The sequence below is a fragment of the Streptomyces sp. NPDC091412 genome (genome assembly GCF_044756885.1).
Taxonomy (GTDB): Bacteria; Actinomycetota; Actinomycetes; order Streptomycetales; family Streptomycetaceae; genus Streptomyces.
Map to the genome: position 1 here is coordinate 558,036 of NZ_JBIVTV010000003.1, position 26,943 is coordinate 584,978.

Annotated in this window: 24 protein-coding genes and 1 pseudogene; 11 read left to right on the forward strand and 14 right to left on the reverse strand. The window is 71.6% G+C overall.

What is annotated here, in order from left to right:
* The first annotated feature begins 171 nt into the window (after positions 1-171).
* The 5 genes from ACIQMV_RS10540 (at position 172) to ACIQMV_RS10560 (ending at position 6,875) form a co-directional block, all read left to right on the forward strand.
* Positions 172-1,758, forward strand: a complete 1,587-nt coding sequence (locus ACIQMV_RS10540) for a PucR family transcriptional regulator (RefSeq protein WP_401770860.1) — start codon at positions 172-174, stop codon at positions 1,756-1,758.
* A 155-nt stretch (positions 1,759-1,913) separates the two neighbouring features.
* On the forward strand, positions 1,914-2,756 hold the full coding sequence (locus ACIQMV_RS10545) for a nitrilase-related carbon-nitrogen hydrolase (RefSeq protein ID WP_225078236.1): 843 nt from the start codon (positions 1,914-1,916) through the stop codon (positions 2,754-2,756).
* 49 nt (positions 2,757-2,805) lie between these two features.
* Positions 2,806-4,206, forward strand: a complete 1,401-nt coding sequence (hydA, locus tag ACIQMV_RS10550; protein ID WP_401770857.1) for a dihydropyrimidinase — start codon at positions 2,806-2,808, stop codon at positions 4,204-4,206.
* Positions 4,207-4,217: 11 nt separating this feature from the next.
* Complete coding sequence (locus tag ACIQMV_RS10555) at positions 4,218-5,237, forward strand: TIGR03842 family LLM class F420-dependent oxidoreductase (RefSeq protein ID WP_141356869.1); 1,020 nt, start codon at positions 4,218-4,220, stop codon at positions 5,235-5,237.
* A gap of 111 nt (positions 5,238-5,348) precedes the next feature.
* The gene (locus tag ACIQMV_RS10560) at positions 5,349-6,875 is read left to right on the forward strand and encodes an NCS1 family nucleobase:cation symporter-1 (RefSeq protein WP_141356867.1); all 1,527 of its coding nucleotides are present in this window, start codon (positions 5,349-5,351) and stop codon (positions 6,873-6,875) included.
* A gap of 43 nt (positions 6,876-6,918) precedes the next feature.
* On the opposite strand, the gene ACIQMV_RS10565 is transcribed toward ACIQMV_RS10560, so the two are convergent.
* The 5 genes and pseudogenes from ACIQMV_RS10565 to ACIQMV_RS10585 all read right to left on the reverse strand — a co-directional run.
* Positions 6,919-7,611: a hypothetical protein gene (locus ACIQMV_RS10565; RefSeq protein WP_141356865.1), complete on the reverse strand. Its 693-nt coding sequence runs from the start codon at positions 7,609-7,611 to the stop codon at positions 6,919-6,921.
* Positions 7,612-7,873: 262 nt separating this feature from the next.
* Complete coding sequence (locus ACIQMV_RS10570) at positions 7,874-8,938, reverse strand: biotin/lipoate A/B protein ligase family protein (RefSeq protein ID WP_402592336.1); 1,065 nt, start codon at positions 8,936-8,938, stop codon at positions 7,874-7,876.
* Positions 8,939-9,020: 82 nt separating this feature from the next.
* Positions 9,021-10,202: a DUF4190 domain-containing protein gene (locus tag ACIQMV_RS10575; protein WP_402592337.1), complete on the reverse strand. Its 1,182-nt coding sequence runs from the start codon at positions 10,200-10,202 to the stop codon at positions 9,021-9,023.
* 148 nt (positions 10,203-10,350) lie between these two features.
* Entirely contained in the window at positions 10,351-10,572 is a 222-nt protein-coding gene (locus ACIQMV_RS10580; protein ID WP_402592463.1) for a DUF397 domain-containing protein, read from the reverse strand.
* Positions 10,553-10,741 (reverse strand): annotated as a pseudogene (locus ACIQMV_RS10585) (Scr1 family TA system antitoxin-like transcriptional regulator); the annotation flags it as partial. The pseudogene ACIQMV_RS10585 and the gene ACIQMV_RS10580, both read right to left, overlap by 20 nt.
* 241 nt (positions 10,742-10,982) lie before the next feature.
* Here ACIQMV_RS10585 and ACIQMV_RS10590 point away from each other — a divergent pair.
* From ACIQMV_RS10590 to ACIQMV_RS10615, 6 genes are all read left to right on the forward strand, one after another.
* A complete protein-coding gene (locus ACIQMV_RS10590; protein WP_402592338.1) occupies positions 10,983-11,750 on the forward strand; it encodes a hypothetical protein in 768 nt (255 codons plus the stop codon).
* A gap of 57 nt (positions 11,751-11,807) precedes the next feature.
* Positions 11,808-13,634, forward strand: a complete 1,827-nt coding sequence (locus tag ACIQMV_RS10595) for a gamma-glutamyltransferase family protein (RefSeq protein ID WP_402592339.1) — start codon at positions 11,808-11,810, stop codon at positions 13,632-13,634.
* A 141-nt stretch (positions 13,635-13,775) separates the two neighbouring features.
* The gene (locus tag ACIQMV_RS10600) at positions 13,776-14,666 is read left to right on the forward strand and encodes an inositol monophosphatase family protein (protein WP_402592340.1); all 891 of its coding nucleotides are present in this window, start codon (positions 13,776-13,778) and stop codon (positions 14,664-14,666) included.
* A 271-nt stretch (positions 14,667-14,937) separates the two neighbouring features.
* The gene (locus tag ACIQMV_RS10605; RefSeq protein ID WP_402592341.1) at positions 14,938-16,347 is read left to right on the forward strand and encodes a phytoene desaturase family protein; all 1,410 of its coding nucleotides are present in this window, start codon (positions 14,938-14,940) and stop codon (positions 16,345-16,347) included.
* On the forward strand, positions 16,344-16,856 hold the full coding sequence (locus tag ACIQMV_RS10610; protein ID WP_376504824.1) for an O-acetyl-ADP-ribose deacetylase: 513 nt from the start codon (positions 16,344-16,346) through the stop codon (positions 16,854-16,856). The genes ACIQMV_RS10605 and ACIQMV_RS10610 overlap by 4 nt, the downstream gene beginning before the upstream one ends.
* Before the next feature lie 153 nt (positions 16,857-17,009).
* Positions 17,010-17,537, forward strand: a complete 528-nt coding sequence (locus ACIQMV_RS10615; RefSeq protein WP_402592342.1) for a manganese efflux pump MntP family protein — start codon at positions 17,010-17,012, stop codon at positions 17,535-17,537.
* Between the two features lie 9 nt (positions 17,538-17,546).
* On the opposite strand, the gene pqqE is transcribed toward ACIQMV_RS10615, so the two are convergent.
* The 9 genes from pqqE to ACIQMV_RS10660 form a co-directional block, all read right to left on the reverse strand.
* Positions 17,547-18,671, reverse strand: a complete 1,125-nt coding sequence (pqqE, locus tag ACIQMV_RS10620) for a pyrroloquinoline quinone biosynthesis protein PqqE (RefSeq protein ID WP_402592343.1) — start codon at positions 18,669-18,671, stop codon at positions 17,547-17,549.
* Positions 18,664-18,993: a pyrroloquinoline quinone biosynthesis peptide chaperone PqqD gene (gene pqqD, locus ACIQMV_RS10625; protein WP_141356843.1), complete on the reverse strand. Its 330-nt coding sequence runs from the start codon at positions 18,991-18,993 to the stop codon at positions 18,664-18,666. The genes pqqE and pqqD overlap by 8 nt, the downstream gene beginning before the upstream one ends.
* Positions 18,994-18,998: 5 nt before the next feature.
* The gene (gene pqqC, locus ACIQMV_RS10630) at positions 18,999-19,697 is read right to left on the reverse strand and encodes a pyrroloquinoline-quinone synthase PqqC (RefSeq protein WP_402592344.1); all 699 of its coding nucleotides are present in this window, start codon (positions 19,695-19,697) and stop codon (positions 18,999-19,001) included.
* Between the two features lie 4 nt (positions 19,698-19,701).
* Positions 19,702-20,592, reverse strand: coding sequence for a pyrroloquinoline quinone biosynthesis protein PqqB (gene pqqB, locus ACIQMV_RS10635; protein WP_402592345.1), 891 nt, complete (start codon positions 20,590-20,592; stop codon positions 19,702-19,704).
* 128 nt (positions 20,593-20,720) lie between these two features.
* Positions 20,721-20,834: a pyrroloquinoline quinone precursor peptide PqqA gene (gene pqqA / locus ACIQMV_RS10640; protein WP_141356837.1), complete on the reverse strand. Its 114-nt coding sequence runs from the start codon at positions 20,832-20,834 to the stop codon at positions 20,721-20,723.
* Between the two features lie 61 nt (positions 20,835-20,895).
* Positions 20,896-22,596 (reverse strand): PQQ-dependent dehydrogenase, methanol/ethanol family, encoded by a 1,701-nt coding sequence (locus ACIQMV_RS10645; protein WP_402592346.1) that lies wholly within the window; start codon positions 22,594-22,596, stop codon positions 20,896-20,898.
* Positions 22,597-22,615: 19 nt separating this feature from the next.
* A complete protein-coding gene (locus ACIQMV_RS10650) occupies positions 22,616-23,077 on the reverse strand; it encodes an MSMEG_3727 family PQQ-associated protein (RefSeq protein WP_402592347.1) in 462 nt (153 codons plus the stop codon).
* A 197-nt stretch (positions 23,078-23,274) separates the two neighbouring features.
* Positions 23,275-25,425 carry a catalase/peroxidase HPI gene (gene katG / locus ACIQMV_RS10655; RefSeq protein ID WP_402592464.1) on the reverse strand — a complete coding sequence of 717 codons (2,151 nt, stop codon included), beginning with the start codon at positions 25,423-25,425 and terminating at the stop codon, positions 23,275-23,277.
* Positions 25,426-25,497: 72 nt separating this feature from the next.
* Entirely contained in the window at positions 25,498-26,892 is a 1,395-nt protein-coding gene (locus ACIQMV_RS10660) for a LytTR family transcriptional regulator DNA-binding domain-containing protein (RefSeq protein WP_402592348.1), read from the reverse strand.
* Positions 26,893-26,943: the final 51 nt, after the last annotated feature.

Below are 26,943 nucleotides of genomic sequence, written 5' to 3' on the forward strand. Positions count from 1 at the left end.
CGGAGCATTGCCCGCGTACGGGATGTACTCGGGTGATGCGACAACGCGGCGTGGGGGTACCCCCGGCCGAAGGCTGGGGGAGTGCCGTGCCGGGCGTCGCGAGCCGGTGAACCTTTCCGGTCACAGCACTAGCGGAGGCGAACCGGACCGTACGCAGAGGGGAACCTCGACATGACCACCGCCTCGGACACACCCCCGACCACCTGGAACCCGCCGGAACCCGCCCTGTCGGTGCGCCAGGTCCTCACCCTGGAGCGGGTGCTCGCGGGGGAGCCCGAGGTGGTGGCCGGCGCCGGCCACCTCGACCGGCCCGTGCGCTGGGTGCACGTCGCCGAGGCCGCCGACGTCGGCGTGATGCTCAGCGGCGGCGAGATGGTCCTCACCACCGGCGTGCTGCTCGCCGGCGACGAGGAGAAACAGGCCGAGTACATCCGCTCCCTGCACCGCGCGGAGGCCGCGGCCGTCGTACTGGGCCTGGGCCGGGCCTTCCCCACGCCGCCGGACGTGATGCGCCGGGCCGCCGAGCGGTGCCAGCTGCCCCTGGTCGTCCTGCACCGCCCCTTCCCCTTCGCCGAGCTGACCGAGGAGGTCCAGTCCCGGCTGGTGCGGCGCAAGTTCGCCTCCGTCAGCCTGTCGGAGGCCGTACGCACCGCCCTCACCGCGCTGATCACGGCAGGCGCCCCGCTCCAGGCACTGCTCGACGAGATCGCCCAGCACAGCGCCTGCCCCGTCGTCGTCACCAACCTCGCCCACCGCGTCCTGGCCACGGCGGGGGAACGGTCGGCGGTCGACGACGTGCTGCGGGACTGGGAGCGCATCGCCCGGCAGGCCGGTGCCGGGCAGGGCGACGGCTGGATCCGCGCCGAACTGGGCGGACGCGGGGAGCGGTGGGGACGGATCGTGCTGTGCGGCCACCGCGGCGACAGCGCCACCGGACGGCTGCTGGCCGACCGCGCCGCCGAGGCCCTCGTCCTGCACCGCATGCTCGGCGGCAACGCCGGCTGCTCCTGGGAGGAGCAGTCCGCGCAGAGCCTGCTCACCGACCTCGTGGGCGGAGCCGTACCGGCCCGGCAGCTGCTGCCCCGGGCACGGGCCGCCGGGCTGCCGGTCAACCGGCGCAGCTTCGTACCGCTGGTCGTACCGGACGGCGACGTGGCCGGACTCGACCGGCTGCTGCGCCTGCTGGGCCTTCCCGGGCTGGTCGCCGAGCTGACCGAGGGCGCCACCGCCGTGCTGCTCAGCCTCGCCCGCGACCAGGACGCCGACGCCCTCACCGAGCACTTCGCGGCCCGGCTGCGCGGCGGATCCGGCGCGGACCGCACGGTCGTCGCCGCCGCGGACGCACGCACCGTCTGGGACGACGTGCCCGCCGGGCTGCGCGAGGCCCGGCACGTCGCCCGGGCCGTGGCCGACTCCGCCGCGGCCCTGGACCTCCCGGCCGTCGTACGCCTGAAGGACGTGCACCTGCGCGGCCTGGTCCGGCTGCTGCGCGACGACCCGCACGTGCAGTCCTTCGCCGAGCGGGAACTGGACGGCCTGCTGCGACGGGCCGACGACGACCTGCTGTCCGTGCTGCGCACCTACCTCGCCACGGGCCGCAACAAGTCCCGCACCGCACAGCTCCACCACGTCTCCCGGCCCGCGCTCTACCGCCGCCTGGAGTCCATACAGGCGTGCCTCGGGGTGGACCTCGACGACTTCGAGCAGGCCGCCTCGGTGCACATCGCGCTCCTCGCGCACGACGCGCAACAGGAGTGAGCCGGAAGAACGGCCGGGAGAACGGCGGTGAGACATGGGACGGACCCGGAGTGACACGGTGGCACGCACCGCCCCCGCAGACGTGACACGGTGCACCTCAAAACGGAGCCGCCGGCTTTCTACGCTCCCCGCACATCCAGCGAGTGGAGGTCCCGATGAGCAAGGTGATCCGCGCCGCCCTCTTCCAGACCGCGTGGACCGGCGACAAGGAATCCATGATCCAGGTCCACGAGCAGGCGGCCCGCGACGCGGCCGCGCAGGGCGCCCAGGTGCTGTGCTTCCAGGAACTGTTCTACGGACCGTACTTCTGCCAGGTCCAGGACCCCGCGTTCTACGAGTACGCCGAGCAGATCCCCGAGGGCCCGATCGTCCGGCGCTTCCAGGCGCTCGCGAAGGAACTCGGCCTCGTCCTGGTGCTGCCGATGTACGAGGAGGAGCAGCCCGGCGTCCTCTACAACACCGCCGCCGTGATCGACGCGGACGGCTCCTACCTCGGCAAGTACCGCAAGACCCACATCCCGCAGGTCAAGGGCTTCTGGGAGAAGTTCTACTTCCGGCCCGGCAACAGCGGCTGGCCGATCTTCGACACCAAGGCGGGCAGGATCGGTGTCTACATCTGCTACGACCGGCACTTCCCGGAGGGCTGGCGGGCCCTCGGCCTGGCCGGCGCCGAGATCGTCTTCAACCCGTCGGCCACCTCGCGCGGACTGTCCGGCTACCTGTGGCAGCTGGAGCAGCCGGCGGCGGCCGTCGCCAACGAGTACTTCGTCGGCGCGATCAACCGGGTGGGCGTCGAGGAGTACGGGGACAACGACTTCTACGGCACCTCGTACTTCGTGGACCCGGAGGCGCAGTTCGTCGGCGAACCGGCGAGCGACAAGGACACCGAACTCGTGGTGCGGGACCTGGACCTGGCCAAGCTGCGCGAGGTCCGCGACCGCTGGCAGTTCTACCGCGACCGCGCCCCGGGCACGTACGAGCCGCTGACCGCGCCCTGACCGGGGACCCGCGACCCACCGTGCACACCCGACCGGAAGGAGAGGGAGCATGAGCCGCACCGTCATCCGCGGCGGCCTCGTCATCACCGCCGCCGACGAGATCCACGCCGACGTCCTGATCGAGGACGGCCGCATCGCCGCCCTCGCCGCCTCCGGCACCCCGGCCGCCGGGGCGTTCACCGCCGAACGGACCATCGACGCCACCGGCAAGTACGTGATCCCGGGCGGCGTCGACGGCCACACCCACATGGAGATGCCCTTCGGCGGCACCTACGCCGCGGACACCTTCGAGACCGGCACCCGGGCCGCCGCCTGGGGCGGCACGACCACGATCGTGGACTTCGCCATCCAGACCGTCGGCGGAACCCTGCGCGAGGGCCTGGACGCCTGGCACGCCAAGGCCGAGGGCAACTGCGCGATCGACTACGGCTTCCACATGATCGTCTCCGATGTGAACCAGGAGACGCTCAAGGAGATGGACCTCCTGGTGGAGGAGGGTGTGACCTCCTTCAAGCAGTTCATGGCCTACCCGGGCGTCTTCTACAGCGACGACGGGCAGATCCTGCGCGCCATGCAGCGTGCCGCCGACAACGGCGGGCTGATCATGATGCACGCCGAGAACGGCATCGCCATCGACGTCCTGGTCGAACAGGCCCTGGCCCGCGGCGAGACCGACCCGCGCTATCACGGAGAGGTCCGCAAGGCCCTGCTGGAGGCCGAGGCCACCCACCGCGCCATCCGGCTCGCCCAGGTCGCGGGCGCGCCGCTGTACGTCGTGCACGTCTCGGCGCAGGAGGCGGTCGCCGAACTGGCCAGGGCACGCGACCAGGGACTGCACGTCTTCGGCGAGACCTGCCCGCAGTACCTGTTCCTGTCCACCGACAACCTCGCCGAGCCCGGCTTCGAGGGCGCCAAGTACGTGTGCTCGACGCCTCTTCGCCCCAGGGAGCACCAGGCGGCCCTGTGGAAGGGCCTGCGCACCAACGACCTCCAGGTGGTCTCCACCGACCACTGCCCCTTCTGCTTCACCGGCCAGAAGGAACTCGGCCGTGGCGACTTCTCCAAGATCCCCAACGGCATGCCGGGCGTGGAGAACCGGATGGACCTGCTCCACCAGGCCGTCGTCGACGGGCACATCTCGCGCCGCCGCTGGATCGAGATCGCCTGCGCCACCCCGGCCCGCATGTTCGGCATGTACCCGAAGAAGGGCACGATCGCGCCGGGCGCCGACGCGGACGTCGTCGTCTACGACCCGCACGCCGAGCAGGTCATGTCCGCCGAGACCCACCACATGAACGTCGACTACTCGGCGTACGAGGGCAGGCGGATCACCGGCCGGGTGGAGACCGTGCTCTCCCGCGGCGAACCCGTCATCACCGAGCGGGAGTACACCGGGCACGCCGGGCACGGCGTCTACACCCCGCGCTCCACCTGCCAGTACCTCGACTAGGAGTGCCGCCCATGGACTTCGGACTCGTCCTGCAGACCGACCCGCCGGCCTCGCGCGTGGTCAGCCTGATGAAGCGCGCCGAGCACAACGGTTTCCGCTACGGCTGGACCTTCGACTCCGCCGTGCTCTGGCAGGAGCCGTTCGTGATCTACAGTCAGATCCTCGCGAACACCGAGAAGCTGACCGTCGGCCCCATGGTCACCAACCCCGGCACCCGCACCTGGGAGGTCACGGCCTCCACCTTCGCCACCCTCAACGACATGTTCGGCAACCGCACGGTCTGCGGGATCGGCCGCGGCGACTCCGCGATGCGGGTGGCCGGCCGCAAACCCAACACCCTGGCCCGGATCAGCGAGGCGATGAAGGTCATCCGGGCGCTGGGCAGGGGCGAGGAGGCCGACCTCGGCGGCACGGTGATCAGGTTCCCGTGGATCAAGCCGGGCGCGGAACTGCCCGTGTGGATGGCCGCGTACGGCCCCAAGGCGCTGAAGATGACCGGTGAGGAGGCCGACGGGTTCATCCTCCAACTCGCCGACCTCTATCTGACCGAGTACATGGTGAAGGCCGTGAAGGACGCGGCGGCCGCGGCCGGGCGCGACCCGTCCGAGGTGAAGATCTGCGTCGCCGCCCCGGCGTACGTCACCGCCGACGACTCGCCCGAGGCGCTCGCCCACGCCCGCGACCAGTGCCGGTGGTTCGGCGGCATGGTCGGCAACCACGTGGCCGACCTGGTCACCCGCTACGGCGAGCACTCCGCCGCCGTCCCCGACGAACTCACCGACTACATCAAGGCCCGCCAGGGCTACGACTACGCCCACCACGGGCGCAGCGGCAACCCGGACACGCAGTTCGTGCCGGACGAGATCGTCGACCGGTTCTGCGTGGTCGGACCGGTCGAGAAGCACATCGAGAAGCTGAACGCGCTGCGTGAGCTGGGCGTGGACCAGTTCGCCGTGTACGACATGCACGACGCGCAGGAAGCCGTGATCGACGCGTACGGGCAGCAGATCATCCCGGCCGTCAACTCCTGAGTCCCCGAGCGCTGTTCCCATCCCCCCTCTGTCCCCCCTCCCCACCTCCCCGGGGAGGGGCCGGGCGCCCGCACCGCCCCGTTTCGACCCGTCTCATCGATTGGGCTGCCCATGACCGACACCGCTCCTCCGGCCATACCGCCGTCCGCGCAGGTCACCCTCGCCGACGGGCGGGTGGAGATCGCCCCCGGCACTCCGCCGCCCAGCGGCCCCTACGCCAACGCGGACCTGCTGCCCGTCCCGGTCGCCCAGCGCACCTGGACCACGTACAACTTCTCCGCACTGTGGGTCGGCATGGCCCACAACACGGCCTCCTGGACCCTGGCCTCCGGTCTGATCGCCGTCGGGATGGACTGGAAGCAGGCGGTGTTCACCATCGCCCTGGCCAATCTGATCGTGCTCGTCCCCATGCTGCTCACCGGGCACGCGGGACCCAAGTACGGCATCCCCTTCCCGGTCTTCGCCCGCGCCTCCTTCGGCGTGCGCGGCGCCAACCTGCCCGCCGTCGTACGGGCGTTGGTGGCGTGCGGCTGGTTCGGCATCCAGACCTGGATCGGCGGCGAGGCGATCTACTTCCTCGCCGGGAAACTGATCGGGAGCGGCTGGACGGACGCCGCGAAGGTGGGCGGCCACGCCTGGACGATGTGGCTGTCGTTCGCCATCTTCTGGCTGATCCAGGTGGCCGTCATCTACCGGGGCATGGAGACCATCCGCCGGTTCGAGAACTGGGCGGCGCCCTTCGTGCTCGTCGGCGCCTTCGTGATGCTGTGGTGGATGAGCAGCAAGGCCGGCGGACTCGGCCCGCTCTTCGACCAGCCGTCGAAACTGGGCTGGGGAGCGGACTTCTGGAGACTGTTCGCGCCCTCCCTGATGGGCATGATCGGCTTCTGGTCCACCCTGTCGCTGAACATCCCGGACTTCACCCGGTACGGCAGGAGCCAGAAGGCGCAGACCCGGGGCCAGGCGCTCGGACTGCCCACGACCATGACCCTGTTCGCGTTCCTGTCCGTGCTGGTCACCTCCGGCTCCCAGGCCGTGTACGGCGAACCGGTGTGGGACCCGGTGCAGTTGGCGGCGAAGACGGACAACGTGGTGGGCCTGGTGTACGCGCTGGTCACCGTGCTGGTGGCGACCCTGTCGGTCAACATCGCGGCCAACATGGTCTCCCCGGCCTTCGACTTCTCCAACGTCGCGCCGCGCAAGGTCAGTTTCCGCACCGGCGCCCTGGTCACCGCCGTGCTCGCCGTGGTGATGTGCCCGTGGAAGCTGTACGCCGACCCGCAGGGCTACATCTTCACCTGGCTCGGCCTGGTCGGCGGACTGCTCGGCACGGTCGCCGGCATCCTCATCGCCGACTACTGGGTCCTCAGGCGCTCCCGGCTGGACCTGGGCGACCTGTACCGCGCGGGCGGACGCTACTGGTACGAGGGCGGCTGGAACTGGCGGGCGGTCGTGGCCTTCGTGGTGGGCGGCGTGCTGGCCATCGGCGGCGCGGACTTCCACCCGCTGATCGACGGCCGGCCCATCCCGGCCCTGAAGTCCCTCGCCGACTACGGCTGGGCGGTGGGCCTGGGCACCTCGCTGGTGCTGTACCTGCTGCTGATGGCGGCGCGCGGCCGGCAGCGGGCCACCGTCTGACGCGCGTCACCATCCGAAGCGTTTCACCGCCCGGGGAGGACGGTCAGCCCGTGCGACCGTTCTCCAGGGCGGCCATCGCCTCCTTGGCGGCCTTGATGGCGCCCTTGTTGATCTCGTCCGTGCTGGGCGCCTTCTTCGACTCGAAGTCGCTGCCGTTGTACGTGACGACCACGATCGCGTTGGCGGCGCGGGCCAGCACCACGCCCTCGCGGGTCTCCTGCTTGTCCTCGGTGGTCAGGTTCACCACCGAGTAGGCGCTGTCACCGAGACCGGGCACGGCTCCGCCGCCGCTCTTGTCGGTGGTCCGCTGCTCGTACGACTTCAGCGCCGCCTCGTCCGTCGCCATGATCTCGAAGGACACGTCGAGCCAGCGGTAGTCGTAGTCCTTGAGCGCGTTCCAGGAGCAGGTCCGGCGCACGTTGGTGTCCGTCGACGGGATCTCCTTGCCCGCGGCCTTGGCGCCCGGCACCAGGGACGTGATCGTCTTCTCGGCGACGCTGGTGCACGGTGCGGGGGCGGACGCGTACGTCTTGGTCACCGCGGTCGACGACGGAGCGGACGGCTCGGAGGACGCCCCGTCGTCGGCGCCGCGGTCCTCCTGCTGTGCGGCCTTGGGACCGGCGGCGGCCGGGGAGGCGGCGAACGGGCCGGACGTCAACGCCCAGCCCGCGCAGGCGAGCACGACGACCGGACTCAGTCGCGCGGTGAGCGCGAGAGGGAGAGGAAGTTCACGCACGGCGCACTTCTCGTGTGGGGGACGGACGCGGTGGGGAGCGACTCCACACCGCGGACGGAACCTCAGTGTCACACGACTCCCCGTGTGGCGGAAGCGGTACTCCGCTCCGTGCCCGCGCGGTTACGGCCGCCCGCTCCTGACGTACCGTTTGCCGTTTATGTCCCGGCGGAGGGAGGCGAAACGGAGCCGGACCCTTGAGGCCGCGCGGAGCAACTCCTCGTCCCTGCCGAGCAGTCGGGGCCGGTGACAGCGTGCCTGGACGCTACGGCACCCGCGCCGTCCACCGCTCCGAACCGAACTTCGTCCGCGCCAGCTCCCGCGCGCGGGCCAGCTCCTCGTCGGTCGCCTTGCCGTCCGTCAGCCCGTACCGGGCGCGGAAGGACTCCACCATCCGCGCGATGACCGCCTCGCGGGCGAGCCCGGTCTGCCGGCGCAGCGGGTCCACCCGCTTCTTCGCGCTCCCGATGCCCTTGTCGGACAGCTTCTCCCGCCCGATCCGCAGCACCTCCATCATCTTGCCGGCGTCGATGTCGTACGACATGGTCACGTGGTGCAGCACCGCTCCGGGACCTCCGCCCGGCCCCACCATCCGCTTCTGCGCGGCGCCCGCGATCTTTCCCTGGTCGGTGGCGATGTCGTTCAGCGGCTGGTACCAGGCCCGGATCCCCATGTCGCCGAGGGCGCCGAGCACCCAGTCGTCCAGGTAGGCGTAGCTGTCCTGGAAGGAGAGCCCCTGCACCAGCGCCTCCGGCACCGACAGCGAGTACGTGATCGTGTTGCCCGGCTCGACGAACATCGCGCCGCCGCCGGAGATCCGGCGCACCACCTCGACGCCGTGCCGCGCCGCCCCCTCGGGGTCCACCTCGTTGCGCAGCGACTGGAAACTGCCGATGATCACCGCGGGCGCGGCCCACTCCCACACGCGCAGGGTCGGCGGACGCCGGCCCGCGGCGACCTCCGCCGTCAGCACCTCGTCCAGTGCCATGTGCAGCGCGGGGGACTGCGGGCCCTCGTGGACGAGCTGCCAGTCGTAGTCCGTCCAGTCCGTGGCGTGCGCCAGCGCGCGGCGCACCGCGATCCCGACGCCCTCGGACGTCAGCCCGTACATCACGGTGCCCTCGGGCAGCGCCGCGTCGATGCGGGCGGCCAGGCCCGCCGCGGCGGTGTCCGCGGGTGCGCCCTCCAGCGCGCGGTTCACGGCCTCCAGGGCCTCGTCCGGCTCCAGGAAGAAGTCGCCCGCCACGCGTACGTGCCGCAGCGAGCCGTCCTCGACCTCCACGTCCACGACGACGAGCTTGCCGCCCGGGACCTTGTACTCACCATGCACCGTCCGACCTCCGATCTGCCGCAGCAGACCAACACCGCGGGCTTCCATGGTGTTCCCGCGGGCCGGGTGGGAGCGGGCGAGGTCACACGGGTGCCGGAGCGGTGGATGTTCGAGCTGTGGATGCCGGGGCGGCCCCGTCGTGGCGTGCCTGCGTCGGCTGTGCGCTGGGCAGGGGCAGGTCCAGCAGTTCTCGGATCCGGCGGACGTACGTGTCTCCGTTGTGCTCGTTCACCGAGCGCAGATGCCCGAGGAAGGTGTCCGCGTCGGACGCCTTGGTGGCCTGCCGCCAGAACGGCAGCCCCGCTTCGAGCTCCGCCACGAGTTGTCCGGCCGGCCGCTGAGCCCCGGGCAGGTCGGCGTCCTTGAGCAGCCGGATGGTCTCGGCCTGCGCCTCGGCCATCTGGCCGGCCCAGGCCTTGGCGCCGGCGAGGTCCTGCCGGGGGCCCTCCGCCGGACGGAGCACGCCTGCCGCGTTCAGCGGCTTCACGGCGGAGAGGAAGGCCAGCTGACCGGAGTCCAGATCGGACGCGTCGCGCTTGACCGTGGTGTCGAGTTCGGCGTCGCCCTTCGGGGCCACCCAGCACCGCACGGTGCGATTCCCGGCTGCCCAGCTCTGTTCGGCCGGATAGTAGTAGTAGGTCTGCAACGGCCCGTGGGCCACCGGGTCGAGCGAGTAGTCGAGAAAGAGTTTCGCGCACCGCGGCATCGCGATCGCCGCGATCGTGTCGGTGCCTGGGAAGTCCCGCTGTCCGGAGAGCGTGAAGGAGGCGTAGGCCTCCCCTCGATGCGACGTGTCGCACGGCACCAGCTCCACACTCGCGTCATTCAGTGTTGATTTGTCCCGCTCTATCTCGGTGCCCGGGTTGAAGCAGTCACCGGTGCGGAGTGAGAGGATCGTGGTCCACCCGCTTCTCGTGACCTCGCCGCTGCTGTCTCTGCCGGGAAGCGTCCACACCTTGAAGTCGGCCGTCCCCGCGACGAGGGCGGCCAGCAGCAGAACGGCACCGGAGACGGAGATCCCGGCAATCGCGAGCCCCTTGCCCCGCTGTCCCTTCCTGGATATCTGCACCAGCGCGACGATGCCGAATATCAATCCCAGAGGTGCGAGGCACACCAGTGACGTCACCAGTGCCGTGACCGCGAAGCCGTTCAGCGTCGGCTGAACCGGCTGTCCCGCCGGGTTCCACTGTGGTCCCCAGGGCTGTCCTGGGCCGGGCGCGGACGCGGGCGGCTGAGGAGGAGGGGGCGGCGGGGGAAACGACACGGATTCTGAGCCTTTCTCGATACAACGGAGACTCGGCGCCGGTCCATGCGCGTAGGGCGCCGGTCCATGCGCGTAGAAAGACGCGGTGAGGACGAACCACGCCCAACCGGGTGGCGCCGAGCCGTCGTGCTGAAGCGCCAGTCGGAGCCTACGAAGCCTGTGGGGCGGGGGCGTTCTTCAGAGCCGTGACGAACGACGTCCAGGCGGGGGCCGTGACCGTGAGAACCGGGCCGCGGGAGAGCTTGGAGTCGCGGACGGGGGCGACACCCGTGAGACCGTCGGCGACCTCGACGCAGCTCCCGCCGTCGCCCTTGCTGTAGCTGCTCCTGCGCCGGATGGCGGTGGTCAAGTCAATCCCGCTGCTTGCCATTTCGGTCATCCTCAGCCGTTTCCTCGATCAGGGCGAGGGACGCCTCCGGAGGCAGTGCGGCGGCCCTGAGCAGATCGTACGACCTGCGGTACTCCTTCACGAGGGCTGGATCGTCGATGGTGTCGCCGCTGTGCAGCGCCTCTGTGCAGACCGGGGGCGGGGCGTCCGGGTTCCGGAGTGATCAGGTCGAGGACGAGCCGTCGTGTGTGTCGATATGCGCGGAATGACCGTCGGGATGATCGCGGCCGAGTGTTGCTGTACAGTCCGCGCCGCTCCGCCGTGACGTAAGGAAAAGGTCCATGCGAACTCGCCTCCGGTGTGCCCTTGTGCTCGTACTCCCGCTCGTGTTCTCACTGGACGCATGTGGAGTTGAGGCGGGGGAGCCGGCCGGGGCGGCGGGAAGCCCCGAGGTGGCGGCGCCTTCGTCCGCGACGCCCGAGCCGTCCGCGACGCCCGAGTCGCCGTTGGACTTCCTCGACCTCGCGGCGAAGGCGATGGCCGAGGAGCCCGCCTGGACCTTCTCCGTGAAGGGGGAGGAGGGGCTCACTCTCCAGGGGCAGAAGAACGCGGCGACCTATCGGGCCACGGTCCGGCGCTCGATGAAGCCGGAGGTGCTGCGGTCCGAGGGCGTCACCACCAGCAGCAAGGGGACCAGGAAGAACGAGGAGATGTACGTCGCCGACGGCACCGCCTACCTGAGGGAGGGTGACGCGCCCTGGAGGCACGCACCCGTCACCGACCCGGAGATGCGGAACAAGGTCGAGGACCCGGTCGCGGTCGTCGAGGAGTTCCGGACGTACGCGAAGGCCACCGGGGGAGACGTGAAGGTGACCGGGACGGGCGACGGCACGGTGGAACTCCGCGTCGCGAGCGGCAAGCGGAAGCTGAGTGCCGTCGCGGACCGGGCCTGGGCGAAGAAGGCGAAGCGCGAGTTCGATCCGACGGCTGAACAGCTCCGCACGGCGGGAGTGGCCGTCGAGGATGCCCGGTTGACGCTCTCCGGCCTTGACGAAGTGCTGGTCCTGGACGCGAAGACGTACCGGATCAGGAGTCACCGGTTGGACTTCGGCTTCCTGATCCCGTACGGCGGCGCCGACATCACGTTCGAGCAGCATGTCGGTGAGGAGAACCAGGGGGCGTACGCCGGGAGGATTGAGCTGCCGGCGGACGTGCGGTGAGATGAGGTCGTTCGCCCGGACCGACCGACGCGCGGAAACAGCGAGGTAAGACACCGCATGTTCACCACCCGGCCCACCCTCCAGGGCACCTTCGGCATGGTGTCCTCCACCCACTGGCTCGCCTCGCAGTCGGCGATGGCCGTGCTGGAGGACGGTGGCAACGCCTACGACGCGGCCGTGGCCGGGGCCTTCGTACTGCACGTCGTGGAGCCGCACCTGAACGGACCCGCCGGTGAGGTGCCGATCCTGCTCGCCCCGGCCGGCGGCGAGGTACGGGTGCTGTGCGGGCAGGGTGTCGCCCCGGCCGGGGCCACGGTCGCGCACTACCGGGCGCTCGGGCTGGACCTCGTACCCGGCACCGGCCCGCTGGCCGCCGCCGTGCCGGGCGCGTTCGACGCGTGGATGGTGCTGCTGCGCGACCACGGCACGAAGTCCCTCGACGACGTCCTCAAGTACGCCATCGGGTACGCCGAGCACGGGCACGCGCCCGTGGAGCGCGTCGGCGAGACCGTCGAGACCGTGCGGCGGCTGTTCGAGACCGAGTGGACCTCGTCCGCCGAGGTCTACCTGCCCGGCGGACACTCGCCGCGCCCCGGCACGCTGCTGCGCAACCCCGCGCTCGCCGCCACCTGGGAGCGGGTGCTCACCGAGAGCGCCGGCGCGGGGGACCGGGAGGCGCGGATCGAGGCCGCGCGGGAGGCGTGGCGCACCGGTTTCATCGCCGAGGCGCTGGTCCGGCAGGCCGGGCGGCCGACGCTGGACACCAGCGGCGAACGGCACACCGGCACCCTGACGGCCGCCGACCTCGCCGCCTGGTCCGCGACCTACGAGACTCCGGCGACGTACGACTGGAACGGCTGGACCGTGTGCAAGGCCGGCCCCTGGAGCCAGGGCCCGGTGCTCCTCCAGCAACTGGCCCTCCTCCCGTCCGAACTGCCCCCGTACGGCTCCGCCGACTACGTCCACCTGCTCATCGAGGGCTGCAAGCTCGCCATGGCCGACCGGGAGGCCTGGTACGGGGACGCCGCCGAGGTGCCGCTGACGGAGTTGCTGTCGGCGCCGTACAACATCGAGCGGCGCAGGCTGGTCGGCGCCGCCGCCTCGTACGAGCTGCGGCCCGGCAGTCCCGGCGGGCGCGTCCCGCGGCTGAGCACGCACGCGCACGCGGTGGCCGCCAGCGAGGGCGAGTTCGACGCGATGGGCGTCGGCGAGCCGACGTTCGCCAAGAGTCCCGCGTCACCCGTGCCGGGCGAACCCGACGTGGCCGCCGACGGCGGCACGCGCGGTGACACCTGCCACATCGACGTCGTCGACCGCTGGGGCAACATGGTCGCCGCCACCCCCAGCGGTGGCTGGCTCCAGTCCAACCCCGTCGTGCCCGAGTTGGGCTTCCCGCTCGGCACCCGGCTCCAGATGGCGTGGCTGGAGGAGGGCCTGCCCAACTCGCTGACGCCGGGCCGCCGTCCACGCACCACCCTCACCCCCTCGATCGCGCTGCGCGACGGGGTGCCCGTCATGGCGTTCGGCACGCCCGGCGGGGACCAGCAGGACCAGTGGCAGCTGCACTTCCTCCTCGCGGTCGCGCTGCGCGCCGCCGTCCGCGGGGGCCTCGACCTCCAGGGCGCCATCGACGCGCCGAACTGGCACAACGACAGCTTCCCCGGCTCCTTCTATCCGCGCGGGACGCGCCCCGGCAGCGTCACCGTCGAGTCCCGCATGGACGCGGAGGTCGTCAGGGAACTGCGGCGCCGCGGTCATGACGTGACCGTCGGCGGGCCCTGGTCCGAGGGCCGCCTGTGTGCCGTCGCCCGCTGCCCCGAGACCGGCATCCTGTCCGCGGCCGCCAACCCGCGGGGGATGCAGGGGTACGCGGTCGGCCGGTGAGGCCGGCCGGCTTCCGCCGCGCGCCGGCCGCGGGCCTGCACCGGACGTGCCGGGATGTCCGATGACGGGTGTTCACGCCGATTCCATCCGGAGTGCACCGGCCCGGCGGGGAATGTCAGTGGGGCATGGTCTCATAGAGACATGATCGAAGAGACGGAAACCATCGAAGAGTTTCTCGCACGTCACTCGGCCGACGTGGAGGAGGCGGTCCGCAAGGCCGCCGCGGCCGAGATCATGCCCCGCTTCCGGCGGCTGGCGGAGCACGAGGTGGACCAGAAGTCCGGACCGCACGACCTGGTGACGGACGCGGACCGGCTGGCCGAGCGGCACCTCACGGACGCGCTCGGCGCCCTGCTGCCGGGCTCGGTCGTGGTCGGCGAGGAGGCGGTGCACGCCGATCCGGCGGTCTACGAGGCCATACGGGGCGACGCCCCCGTCTGGATCGTCGACCCGGTCGACGGCACACGGCAGTTCGTGCACGGCGACCCCGGCTTCTGCACCCTGGTGGCCCTCGCCCGGCACGGGGTCGTGCTGGCCTCCTGGACGTACGCGCCGGCGTACGACCAACTCGCCACGGCCGTACGGGGTCAGGGCGCCTTCCTCGACGGCGTACGCCTGCGCTGCGGTGCGCCCGAGCCGGGGCGGCCGCTCGAAGTCGCCACGTCCCACCCCGACTACACGACGGACGAACAGAAGCGGGCCCTGCGCGGCCTGTGGTCGGACGGTGTCGCGCCGCGTCCCTGCGGGTCGGCGGGGCTGGAGTATCTGGCCGTCGCCCGGGGCGAGTTGGACGCCACGGCCTTCTGCTGGGAGGCGGCCTGGGACCACGCGGCGGGCCTCCTCCTGGTCGAGGAGGCCGGCGGCACCCACCTGACCCTGACCGGCACTCCTTTCCGCATCACGGGCGGCAACACCCTCCCGTTCACAGCGGCGCGAGACATGGCGACGGCCCGCCACATCACCGGCCTCCTCACCGCCCCGGACGCCCACACCCCCTCGCCCGGCGTGCAAGGCCCGCCCCCGGCGCCCTGATCCCGACGAGTCCGGGTACGGCGGGCACCGGTCCCGACCTTGGCGAGTCCGGGTACGGCCGACCCCGACCCCGGCGAGTCCGGGTACGGCCGACCCCGACCCCGACCCCCGCGAGTCCGGTCACGCTGGGCCTCGGCCCCCCGATCCCGGCAAGCCCCTGCGACACCACCCCGTTCCCGAGCCCGCTGCCCCGCCCTCGGGGTGTCAGGGGTGCGGCATATCCTGGGGCCGAGTGGCCATCGGCTGACTAGGGGGTCCGAAGGTGCCGTCGATGCTCGATGCGGTCGTGGTGGGTGCGGGGCCGAACGGACTGACCGCTGCCGTGGAGCTCGCCCGCCGCGGCTTCGACGTGGCGGTGTTCGAGGCGCGGGACACCGTGGGCGGCGGTGCCCGCACCGAGGAGCTCACCCTGCCCGGCTTCCGGCACGACCCCTGCTCCGCCGCGCACCCCCTCGGCATCAACTCGCCCGCGTTCCGCGCCCTGCCCCTGGAGCGCTACGGCCTGGAGTGGCTGCACGCCGAGCTGCCCATGGCGCACCCCTTCCCGGACGGCACCGCGGCCGTGCTGGCCCGTTCCGTCGCCGAGACGGCCGCCTCCTTCGGGCCGCGCGACGCGGGCACCTACCGCAGGCTGGTCCAGCCGTTCCTGCCCAGGTGGGACACCCTCGCCCGCGATTTCATGTCGCTTCCCCTGACCGCGCTCCCGCGCGACCCGGTCACCCTGGCCCGCTTCGGCCTGGTCGGCCTGCCCCCGTCCACGTGGCTGATGCGCCGCTTCCGGGACGAGCGGGCCAGGACCCTCTTCGCCGGTCTCGTCGCCCACGTCATGGCCCCCCTCGGCGGCTTCGCCACCGGCGCCGTCGGCCTGATCTTCGCACTCGCCGCGCACGCCCGCGGCTGGCCGGTGGCCCGCGGCGGCTCCCAGGCGATCTCCGACGCCCTCGCCGCGTACCTCAAGGACCTCGGCGGCGCCGTGCACACCGACTACGAGGTCAAGCGCCTCGACGACCTGCCGCCCGCGCGGGCGTACGTCTTCGACACCTCGCCCACCGCGCTGGCCCGTATCGCCGGCCTCGGCCGCTACTACGACGGCTACCGCTACGGCCCCGGCGTCTTCAAGATCGACTACGCCCTGGACGGCCCGGTGCCGTGGACCGCGCGGGAGCCCCGCGGCGCCGGCACCGTGCAGATCGGCGCGGACAGCGCCGAGATCGGCACAGCGCTGCGCGCCGCGTCCCGCGAGGGCCGCGCCCCCGACCGGCCCTTCCTCATCACGGTCCAGCCCAGCGTCGCCGACCCCACCCGCGCCCCCGCGGGCAAGCAGGTCTTCTGGGCGTACGGCCATGTCCCCAACGGCTGGACCGGCGACCTCACCGACGCCGTGGAACGCCAGCTGGAACGCTTCGCCCCGGGCTTCCGCGACCGCGTACTCGCCCGCGCCACCGCCGGCCCGCCCGAGGTCGCCGCCCGCAACGCCAACTACGTCGGCGGCGACATCGCCTCCGGCTCGGTCTCCGGGCTCCAGCTCCTGCTGCGCCCGAAGCCGTCGCTGTTCCCGTACAGCACCCCGCACCCGGCCGTCTTCATCTGCTCGTCGGCCACCCCGCCCGGCCCCGGCGTGCACGGCATGTCGGGGCACAACGCCGCGAAGGCCGTCTGGAGGAGGCTGCGGCAGACATGACCACCGTCATCACGCTCGTCCAGGGCGACATCACCAGGCAGCGCGCCGACGCGATCGTCAACGCCGCCAACTCCTCCCTCCTCGGGGGCGGTGGCGTCGACGGCGCCATCCACCGCCGCGGCGGCCCCGCGATCCTCCAGGAGTGCCGCGCCCTGCGCGCCTCCCGCTACGGCAAAGGCCTGCCCACGGGCCAGGCGGTCGCCACCACGGCCGGCGAACTGGACGCCCTCTGGGTGATCCACACCGTCGGCCCCGTCCACAGCCGCACCGAGGACCGCTCGCACCTGCTGGCCTCCTGCTACCGCGCGTCCCTCGGCGTCGCCGACGAGCTGGGCGCCCGCACCGTGGCGTTCCCGGCGATCTCCACCGGCGTCTACCGCTGGCCGATGGACGACGCGGCCCGGATCGCGGTGGAGACCGTGAGGGAGACCGGCACCTCGGTCGAAGAGGTCCGCTTCGTCCTCTTCGACGACCGGGCCTACGAGGCGTTCGCCGCACGCGTCGGCTGACCCGGCTACCCCCCATACGGAGCGGAACTCCGGCAAATCGCCCTATATCATGGCTGATTATGGCGGGTAGGAGCCGAGGCACAGCCGCTCACGCCGGCGTCGGTCGTCATCGGGCAGTGACGTCGGGGCAGTGACGTCGCGATGATCTGGGAAATGCTGGGCCTGGGTTTCGTGCTCGGCCTGGACAATTTCCGGGTGTCGATAGCGCTCGGCACCGTCCCCTTCGGTCTGAAGCGTGCGATGCAGGTCGCGCTGACCTTCGGACTGTGGGACGCGGTCATGCCGCTGGTCGGGCTGCTCATCGGCCGCGAAATCGGGGAGGTCGTCGGGGGCGTCGCCGATGTGGTGGGCGCGGTCGCGCTCGGCGGGTACGGCCTCTACCTCGTCATCGCGTCCCTCCGGAACCCCGAGCCGGACGAGCTGGACCAGCCGTGGGCGCTGTTCGGCATCCCGTTGACGCTGAGCCTGGACAACCTGGTCGCCGGCGCGAGCCTGGGCATCCTCGGGCTCTCGCCGTGGTTCTCGGCCCCCGTCTTCGGCCTCATCACGGCGGTGATGTCGCTGATCGGGCTCCAGCTCGGGCGGGCCGCGGCGCGCCTCGTCCGGATCCGTGCGGACCTGGTGAGCGGGGTCAGCCTGATCATCGCGGCGGCGGTGCTGCCGTTGGTGTTCGGTGGCTAGTACGACCGCTCATTCGGCCCCGGAGGCGGCCCGGCCCGCTCGATCCGGCCGGCGGCCCCGGTGCGAGCGGGGGATCAGCCGAAGGGCCTCGGCGCGCGAGCCGGCGTTGGCGGCCTCGACCGCCCGGGCGACCAGGTCGTGGTCGGGCGACAGATGGCAGACCGGGTCGGTGCGGGCGGCGTCGCCGGTGAGCAGGAACGCCTGGCAGCGGCACCCGCCGAAGTCCACCTCCCGCCGGGGACAGCTCCGGCACGGTTCCGGCATCCAGTCGGTACCCCGGAACGCGGTCATCACCGGGGACTCGGTCCAGATCCGCGCCAGCGAGTCCTCCCGCACGCTGGCCCGCGGCAACGGCAGGGACTGGGCGGCCGGGCAGGGCAGGACGTCACCGTTCGGCGTCACGGTCAGCTGCCGGGAGGCCCAGCCGCTCATGCAGGGCTTCGGGTAGCGGCTGTAGTAGTCGGGGAGGACGTAGATGACGTCCATCCGGTCCCGCAACCGCTCGCGGGCGGCCCGTACGACGACCTCGGCCGCCTGGAGCTGGGCCCGGCTCGGCAGCAGCGCGTCACGGTTCCGCCAGGCCCAGCCGTAGTACTGGGTGTTGGCCAGCTCCACCCGGTCGGCGCCCACCTTCTCGGCCAGCCCGAGGACGTCGGCGACGCGGTCGATGTTGTACCGGTGCAGCACCACGTTCACGGTGAGCGGCCAGCCCAGCTCCTTGACCACGCCCATCGCCTCGACCTTGCGCTCGAAGGACGGGATCCCGGCGATCCGGTCGGACACGGCCGGCTCGTCGGCCTGGATGCTGACCTGCACGTGGTCCAGGCCGGCGGCCCGCAGCCGCTCGGCCTTCGGACGCGAGAACCCGACCGCGCTGGTGATGAGGTTGGTGTAGAGACCCAGGTCGTGGGCGTCTGCCACGATCTCCACCAGGTCGCGCCGCAGCAGCGGCTCCCCGCCGGACAGGTGGCACTGGAGCACCCCCAGATCGCCCGCCTCGGCCAGCACCCGCCGCCACTCGTCGGTGGTCAGCTCGTCCCGGTAGTCGCCCAGGTTCAGCGGGTTGGAGCAGTACGGGCAGGCCAGCGGGCAGCGGTAGGTGAGCTCGGCGAGCAACCCGAACGGGCTATCCATCGGCGAGCTCCACCCAGCGCCGGGCCACGAGCCGGGCCAGGAACCGCCGCACCTGGTCGTCGGGGACGGACTCGTAGCGCGTGCCCAGCTCGGCCATGATCTCGGCCACGGTGTGCCGCCCGTCGCACAGCTTGAGGATCTCCGCGCCGCTGCCGTTCAGCACCACCACCGTCTCGGGGTGCAGCAGGACCGGACGCTGCCTGGTCCGGGAGTAGGCCAGCCGGACATGGCGCGCCAGGCGGGGCCGGTCCGTGCCGGACACCTCGACGAAGGGGCGGGTCCCGGATGTGGTCCGGGTCGTTCCGGTGGGGGTCGGGTCCATGGTGGTCACTCCGGATAGGCCTGGTCGACGGCGTCCATCAGACTCCACAGGACGTCGCACTTGAACGACAGCGCGTCGACGGCGCGTGCCTGGGACTCGGCGGAGAGGCAGTGCGCCGTGACCACTTCGAGGGCGTGCTCGCAGTCGCGGGGCGCCTGCTCCAGCCGGGTACGGAAGTAGGCGAGGCCCTCGGGGTCGATCCACGGGTACCACCGCTCGAACGCGGCCAGCCGCGCCGTCATCAGATCGGGCGCGAACAGCTCGGTGAGCGAGGACGCCACCGCCTCCACCCACGGGCGGGTCCGGGCGAAGTTCACGTAGGCGTCGACGGCGAACCGCACCCCGGGCACCAGGTGCCGGTGGTCCCGGACCTCCTCGCGGGTCAGCCCCGCGGCCTCGCCGAGGCGCAGCCACGCCTCGATGCCGCCCTCGCCGGCGGCGGTGCCGTCGTGGTCGGTGATCCGCCGGATCCAGCGGCGCCGGACCTCCAGGTCGGGGCAGTTGGAGAGGATCGCGGCGTCCTTGCGGGGGATGTTCTCCTGGTAGTAGAAGCGGTTGGCCACCCAGCCCCGCACCTGCCGGCGGCTCAGCCGGCCGGCGTTCATCCGGACGTGGAACGGGTGCTGGTCGTGGTAGCGCCGCGAGTGGGCCCGCAACGCCTCGACGAAGCCGTCGGCGCCGGTTCTCGTGGTCGTTGTCGTCACGGCTCTACACCTGGACCTCTAGGCCGTCCGTGGCCACTTCCATGCCGCTCTTCTCCACGATACGACGTTCGGGAGTGTCCTCCAGAAGGATCGGGTTGGTGTTGTTCATGTGCACGAAGACCGTCCGCCGCACGCCCAGCGACGGGAGCTGCGCCAGGCTGCCGTCCGGGCCGTCGATGGGCAGATGGCCCATCTCCCTGGACGTCCTGCCGGCCAGGCCGAGCCGTACGAGTTCGTCGTCGCTCCAGCAGGTCCCGTCGATCAGCAGGCATGCGCAGCCCTCGATCTCCCCGCGCACCGCCGGCGCCAGCGACTGCACCCCCGGCAGGTACACCAGCGTCCCGCCGGTGCGCTCGTCGGTCAGCCGGTAGCCCACTACGCGGCCGTGGTCCTGCCCGGTTCCGAACCGGTCGCGTTTGCCGGTGGGCACGTCGAACGCCCGGCAGGACAGCCCGTCCGCCAGGGCGAGGGCCAGGCCGGCGCCGGGGGTCACCGCCCGCCACTCGACCGGGCAGTAGCGTTCGAGCGTGCGCAGGATTCCCGAGCCGACGCACAGGGTCTCGCGCACCGCCGGTGTGGCGTACAGCCGCAGGGCGCGGGCCTCGCGCAACAGCAGCAGGCCCAGCGTGTGGTCCAGCTCGGCGTCGGTGAGGAGCACCGCCTCCAGCGGCGTCGTCCGGTCGTCGCGCGGGTGCAGTGCGGGGAAGGCCTCGATCTGGGCGCGGACGTCGGGCGAGGCGTTGATGAGGAACCACCGGCGGCCGTCGGCGCTGACCGCGACCGACGACTGGGTGCGCGCGAGGCCCCGGGAGCGGACCGCGGCGCACACCGGGCAGCCGCAGTTCCACTGCGGGGAGCCGCCCCCCGCCGCCGAGCCCAGCACGCGCAGCAACACGCCGGCACTCCGTTCGTCGAAGAGGTCCGGGTCCGTCGCCCGGCCCGGTCGTCCGTGGCCGTACTGAACCCTCGGAGGGCGCCGGACCGGGTCCGGCGCCGTCCCACGTCCGTCAGTCCGCCAGTCCGCTAGTCCTCCATCCGGGCGACGTACATGGTCACCTCGGCCGCGACCGCGATCTCCTCGAACTCGGGCGGCTCCCACACTTCGAGCGCTTCCAGCACTTCGAGCTGAGACTCCATGGATGCACCTCCTCTCTGCCCGAATCCTCTCTGCCCGAAGGGGGCAGGTTCCGGTCACGCGCTACGGCGATTCCGGGAGGGCGAAGACCATCAGGGCGCTTCCGTGCCCCGCGCCGAGCATGCCGGGGAGGAATCCCTCGGCCCATCCGCCCCAGCCGACGGGCACGGCGATGTACTGCCTGCCGTCGACCATGTAGGTGGTCGGGTTGCTGTGGTGGCCGCTTCCGCACTGGAACTGCCACAGCAGTTCCCCGGTACGGGCGTCGAGCGCGTTGAACTCCCCGGAGGCCTCACCGGCGAACACCAGATCACCGCCGGTGGCCAGCACCGAGGCGCACATCGGGAGTTCGTTGCGCCACCGCCACTTCTCCTCGCCGCTCGCGTCGAACGCGCTGATGGACCCGGCCATGTCCTCGATGTCCACCTGAACGCCCGCGCCCCAGTACGGAATGCTCTCCTTGAACTCCCGGCGCCGCCGGGTGGCCGTGGCCCCGGTGTCCTGGACCGGGACGTAGAAGAGCCCGGTCTTCGGGCTGTAAGCCGCGTGCGTCCATTCCTTGGCACCGGCCGGACCCGGGTAGAAGTGGACCGGCACTCCCTCCTCGTCCGGGTACGCCTTCGCCGTCACCTGGCCGTCCCTCGTGATCGCTCCCCAGGTGATGCGGTCCACGAAGGGGGTGATCCCGACCCTCGCGCCGTTCGTGCGGTCGAGGACGAAGAAGTAGCCGTTCTTGTCGAAGTGCCCGAGCAGTTTGCGTCCGTCCCGCTCGAACAGGATGCACTCGGCGATGCTGTCGTAGTCCCACACGTCGTGCGGGGTGCACTGGTAGTGCCAGCGGATCTGACCGCTGTCCACGTCGACGGCGATGATGCTGTCGGTGAAGAGGTTGTCGCCCTCGCGGACGGCTCCGTCGAAGTCGGGCGCCGGGTTGCCGGTGCCGACGTACAGCAGGTTCGTCTCCGGGTCGAAGGTGCCGGTGACCCAGCAGTTCGCCCCGCCCCGGGCCCAGGCCTCGCCGTCGGCGGGCCAGGTCTCCGAGCCGGGCTCCCCGGGCTTCGGCACCGTGTAGCAGCGCCACTGGTGCTCGCCGGTCTCGAGGTCGAACGCGTCGAGGTGGCCCCGTACGCCGAACTCGCCGCCGGAACTGCCGACGATGAGCAGGTTCTTCACGACCAGCGGGGCGAGGGTGGCGCTCTCCCCGGCGCGGACGTCTCCGTAGGTCCTGTCCCAGACCCGCTTGCCGGTGGTGGCGTCGAGCGCGAGCACACGGGCGTTCGCGGTGACGAAGAAGACCTTCCCCTGCGCCACGGCGACCCCGCGGTTGACGTTCCCGCAGCACAGGGACACGTCGAAGGGGACCGCGTGCTTGTACCGCCAGATCTCCACACCCGTCTTCGCGTCGAGGGCCCAGACCCAGCCGTCCCAGCCGGAGAGGAACATGACCCCGTCGACGACGATCGGGGCTGCCTCGAAGGAGTAGGTCGACGCGCCCGCGATCAGTCCGGTCGTGCCGGCCTGGAAGACCCATGCGGGGACCATGCGCTTGACGGTCTCCGTGTTGATCTGGCCCAGCGGGCTGTACCGCTGCCCGTCGTAGGCGCCGTAGTAGGTGAGCCAGTTCTGGGGCTCCTCGCGGGCGTTGAGCAGGCGTTCGTAGTCGACGCCGGCCACCACGGGCGGCGCGATGTCCCCGCCCGCGACCTTGCCGCTCAGGCTTCCCTGGTCGACGGCCCAGCCCGCGTCCACGTACTCGACGGCCATGTGCTCCACCTCCTTCTTCCTACGGCCGCGGCTGTTCGGGCCGGTCGAGGCGGGCCTCCGGCGGAGCGTCACCCATGACGACGATGGCCCCGGTCAGACCCCGGCCCTCGTCATTGCCGGTGGGGGAGCCGAACCAGTAGTAGCCCGGTCCGTCGAGGTTGAGGGCCGCCCGTCCTCGCGAATGGTTCACCAGCCAGATGAACTTCCGGTCGCCATTGCTGGGCAGGAGCGCACAGTGCGTGTTCAGGTCGTCATTGACGAGTTCGAGCTCGATATCGCCTCCGTGGGGCATGACCAGAATGGAGGGATCCCAGGCCAGCTCGTCCGGGTGGATGCGAATGGTGGCCTCCATCCGGCCGTCCGGCCTCACGGTGGCCTGCCCAATGCTTCCGGTTCCCAGCACTTGCCCCAGCGCTGCCTTGTTCTGTCCGGCCAACCCGATCTTGTCAAGGAGGCTGGACCGTTCCTGCGCGGTCGTCATCGGGGCTTCACTCTCCTCACCCGAATCCGAAGGGACCTTGAATTCACGAATTTATGAAATTCGCGCCGAAAAAGGTAAAAAATTAGTCATCAAAGAGCACGCTACGCCGGAGGAATCACACCGGGCGGCGCATGCCGTTCGTCCGTGACCAGCCACCGTTCGTACCCGAAGTGCCGCCGTCGGGAGGGGCGGAGGAATCAGGCGAGGTCGTACCGATCGAGGTTCATGACCTTGTCCCACGCGGCGACGAAGTCCCGCACGAACCTCTCCCGCGCGTCGTCGCTCGCGTAGACCTCGGCGAGGGCACGCAGCTCGGAGTCCGAGCCGAAGACGAGGTCGACGCGGCTGCCGGTCCACTTGACCTCGCCGGTGGCGCGGTCGCGGCCCTCGAAGGTTTCCCCGGTCGCGGACGTCGGGCTCCATTCCGTGCCCATGTCGAGCAGATTCACGAAGAAGTCGTTGGTCAGCGACCCGGGCGCCGAGGTGAAGACACCCAGCGGCGACTGCCGATGGTTGGCGCCCAGCACCCGCAGGCCACCCACGAGGACGGTCATCTCGGGCGCGCTCAGGTCCAGCAGGTTCGCACGGTCGACCAGCGAGTGCTCCGACGGCAGCCGGCCGCCCTTGCCGCGGTAGTTGCGGAACCCGTCCGCGGCCGGCTCCAGTGGGGCGAAGGACTCCACGTCGGTCCACTCCTGGGCGGCGTCCGTGCGCCCCGGTGCGAAGGGGACCTGGACGTCGTGGCCGGCGGTCCTGGCGGCCTGCTCGACGGCGACGGCCCCGCCCAGCACGATGAGGTCGGCCAGCGAGATCCTCTTGTCCCCGGTCTGGGCGCTGTTGAAGGATTCCTGGATCCCCTCCAGGGTGCGCAGCACCCCTGCCAGCGTGCCGGGGTCGTTGACCTCCCAGTTCCGCTGCGGCTCCAGGCGGATGCGGGCACCGTTCGCCCCGCCCCGCTTGTCGCTGACGCGGAACGTCGAGGCCGACGCCCACGCCGTCGAGACGAGCTGGGAGACCGACAGCCCGGAGGCGAGGATCCGCCTCTTGAGCGCGGCGATGCCCGCCGCCCCGACCAATTCGTGGTCCACGGCGGGGACCGGGTCCTGCCAGCGCAGCGTCTCCCGGGGGACCAGCGGCCCGAGGTAGCGCCGGACCGGGCCCATGTCGAGGTGCGTCAGCTTGAACCAGGAGCGTGCGAACGCGTCCGCGAGCTGGTCCGGGTGCTCCAGGAAGCGCCGCGCGATCGGCTCGTAGACCGGATCCGACCGCAGCGCGAGGTCCGTCGTCAGGATCGTCGGGGCGTGGGTCGCCGACGGGTCGTGGGCGTCCGGCACGGTGCCGGCCCCGCCGCCGTCCCTCGGGATCCACTGCCACAGACCGCCGGGACTCAGCTCCAGCTCCCACTCGTAGCCGAACAGGGTCTCCAGGAAGCCGTTGTCCCACCTCGTCGGGGTGGGCGTCCACGTGCCTTCCAGCCCGCTGGAGATGGCGTCCGCTCCCTTTCCCGTGCCGTACCCGCTCTTCCAGCCCAGGCCCTGCTGTTCGAGCGGGGCGCGCTCGGGTTCGGGGCCGAGGCAGGTGTCCGGGTCGGCCACGCCGTGGGTCTTGCCGAACGTGTGGCCGCCCGCGATCAGAGCGACGGTCTCCTCGTCGTTCATCCCCATGCGCCGGAACGTCTCGCGGATGTCCCGGGCGGCGGTGAGCGGGTCCGGGACGGTGTTCGGACCCTCCGGGTTGACGTAGATGAGGCCCATCTGGTCGGCGGCCAGCGGACTCTCCAGCTTCCGGACGCCCCCGTGGCGTTCGTCGCCGAGCCAGGCGCGCTCGGGACCCCAGTAGACGTCCTCGTCGGGCTCCCAGACCTCGGCCCGGCCGCCGGCGAAGCCGAAGGTCGTGAAGCCCATCGTCTCCAGGGCGCGGTTGCCCGCGAAGACCATCAGGTCCGGCCAGGAGATCGTGCGGCCGTACTTCTTCTTCACCGGCCACAGCAGCCGGCGCGCCTTGTCGAGGTTGCGGTTGTCCGGCCAGCTGTTCAGCGGCGCGAAACGCTGCATGCCGGCGCCCGCGCCACCGCGGCCGTCGTCGACGCGGTACGTCCCGGCGCAATGCCACACCATCCGGATCACGAGCGGCCCGTAGTGGCCGAAGTCGGCCGGCCACCACTCTTGCGACGTCGTCAGCACCTCGTCGACGTCCCGCGCCACGGCGTCGAGGTCGAGCGTCCGGAACTCCGCGGCGTAGTCGAAGCGCTCGCCCATGGGGTCGGCCATGGCGGGGTGCTTCCGGAGGACCGCCAGGTCGAGCCGGCCCGGCCACCAGTCGCGGTTGCACGCGCCCCCGGGGTTCATCGCGCCGGCAACGGCGTCCCGACTGTCCGTCACGGGACCCTCCTTCCGGGAACAGCGGTGGTGCCGGGGGACTCAGAGGTCCAGCGCGCGACGCACGGCCGGCGCGTTCCGCCGGGAGACCGGCACCATCTCGCTGGTCCGGCCGTCCATGACCAGGGACAGCTCGCCCTTGAGCCCGCGCTCGATCTCCCGGATGCGGCCGAGGTTGACCACATACCGGCGGTGCACCCGCAGGAATCCGGCGTCCGCCAGCTCACTGTCGAGCTTGTCCAGGCTCACGGAGGCGGCCCGCAGCCGCCCCTGATCGGTGGAGAGCCACACGTCGTTGCCCCGCGACTCGGCGAAGGAGACTTCCGGCAGCCGCAGCAGCACCAGCCGGTTGTCGCGCACCGCGACCAGCCGGCGCGGCGGCACCCGAGGATGCGCGGGTCCCTCCACCTGCGGCACCTGCGCCCCGTCGGACGCACCGAACGAGACCAGGTGCCCGATCAGGCGCCCCGACGAGAAGACGGGCCGGATGCCGATCGACGTCGGCTCGTCGGCGAGATGGGCGAAGATCTGCGTCGAGCCGACCCAGTCGGGATTGTGGGCCGCCTGCCCCGTGGCGTACCGGGCGGCCGCGATCAGCTCCGGCAGCCCGGGCTTCCAGCGCAATGTGGGGTCGACCGCCGGGGTGCAGGCGGGGACGCCCAGGAGCACGCTCGCCATGTCGTCGGCGATCACCACCTTGCCCGCGGTGTCCACCGCGGCGAGCGCCGCACCGGAGCGCGCCCTGGCCTGCGTGCAGGCCGCGACCAGCTCGGCGCCGCTGTCCCGGGCGCGCCTCTTCAACGGGTACTGGGTCATGGTGACCGCGTTCGCCAGCCAGCCGCTCGCGGACGCGGGCAGCGGGCTGCGCCAGCAGCAGATGGTCATGACCGCGATCGGGTCCTTGGTCACCACGTCACGCACCGCGACGCCCGCGCAGACCCAGTCGTGGAACGCCTGGCACCAGTGCTCCGCGCCCCTGATCGGTACCGGTCCGTGCGCCTCCAGCGCCGTGCCCATGCCGTTCGTGCCGACCGCGCACTCGGACCAGCAGAACCAGGGCGCCAGATTGGCCTCGCCGGCCCGGGCGAGCGTGGCCTGGTCACCCCACTCGGCCAGGATCCTGCCGGTGGCGTCGGTGACGGTGACGACGCCACCGAGGCCGCCCACCTCATGGGCGACGGAGGCGGCACGGAAACCCAACTCGGCGAACACGACGTCGTGCTCGGGCGTGTGGTCGGGCTCCGCGACGGCCACCGGGGCCCGCGTGAGGTGGGGATCCACCCGGTACTGCTCCCGGCAGCGGTGCCAGGAGATCGCCACCAGGGGCCGGACGTCCGGGACGTGGTCCTCGCCCCGCACGAACCGCTCCCACGCCGCGAGCACGGTGCCGCTGCCCAGGTTCGCCGAGACGGGCTCGAGCCGATGTACATCCCTCATGGTTCAGAACCGTCCTTGGTCCCTGTCCACCCCCCAGACCTGCATCCCCCA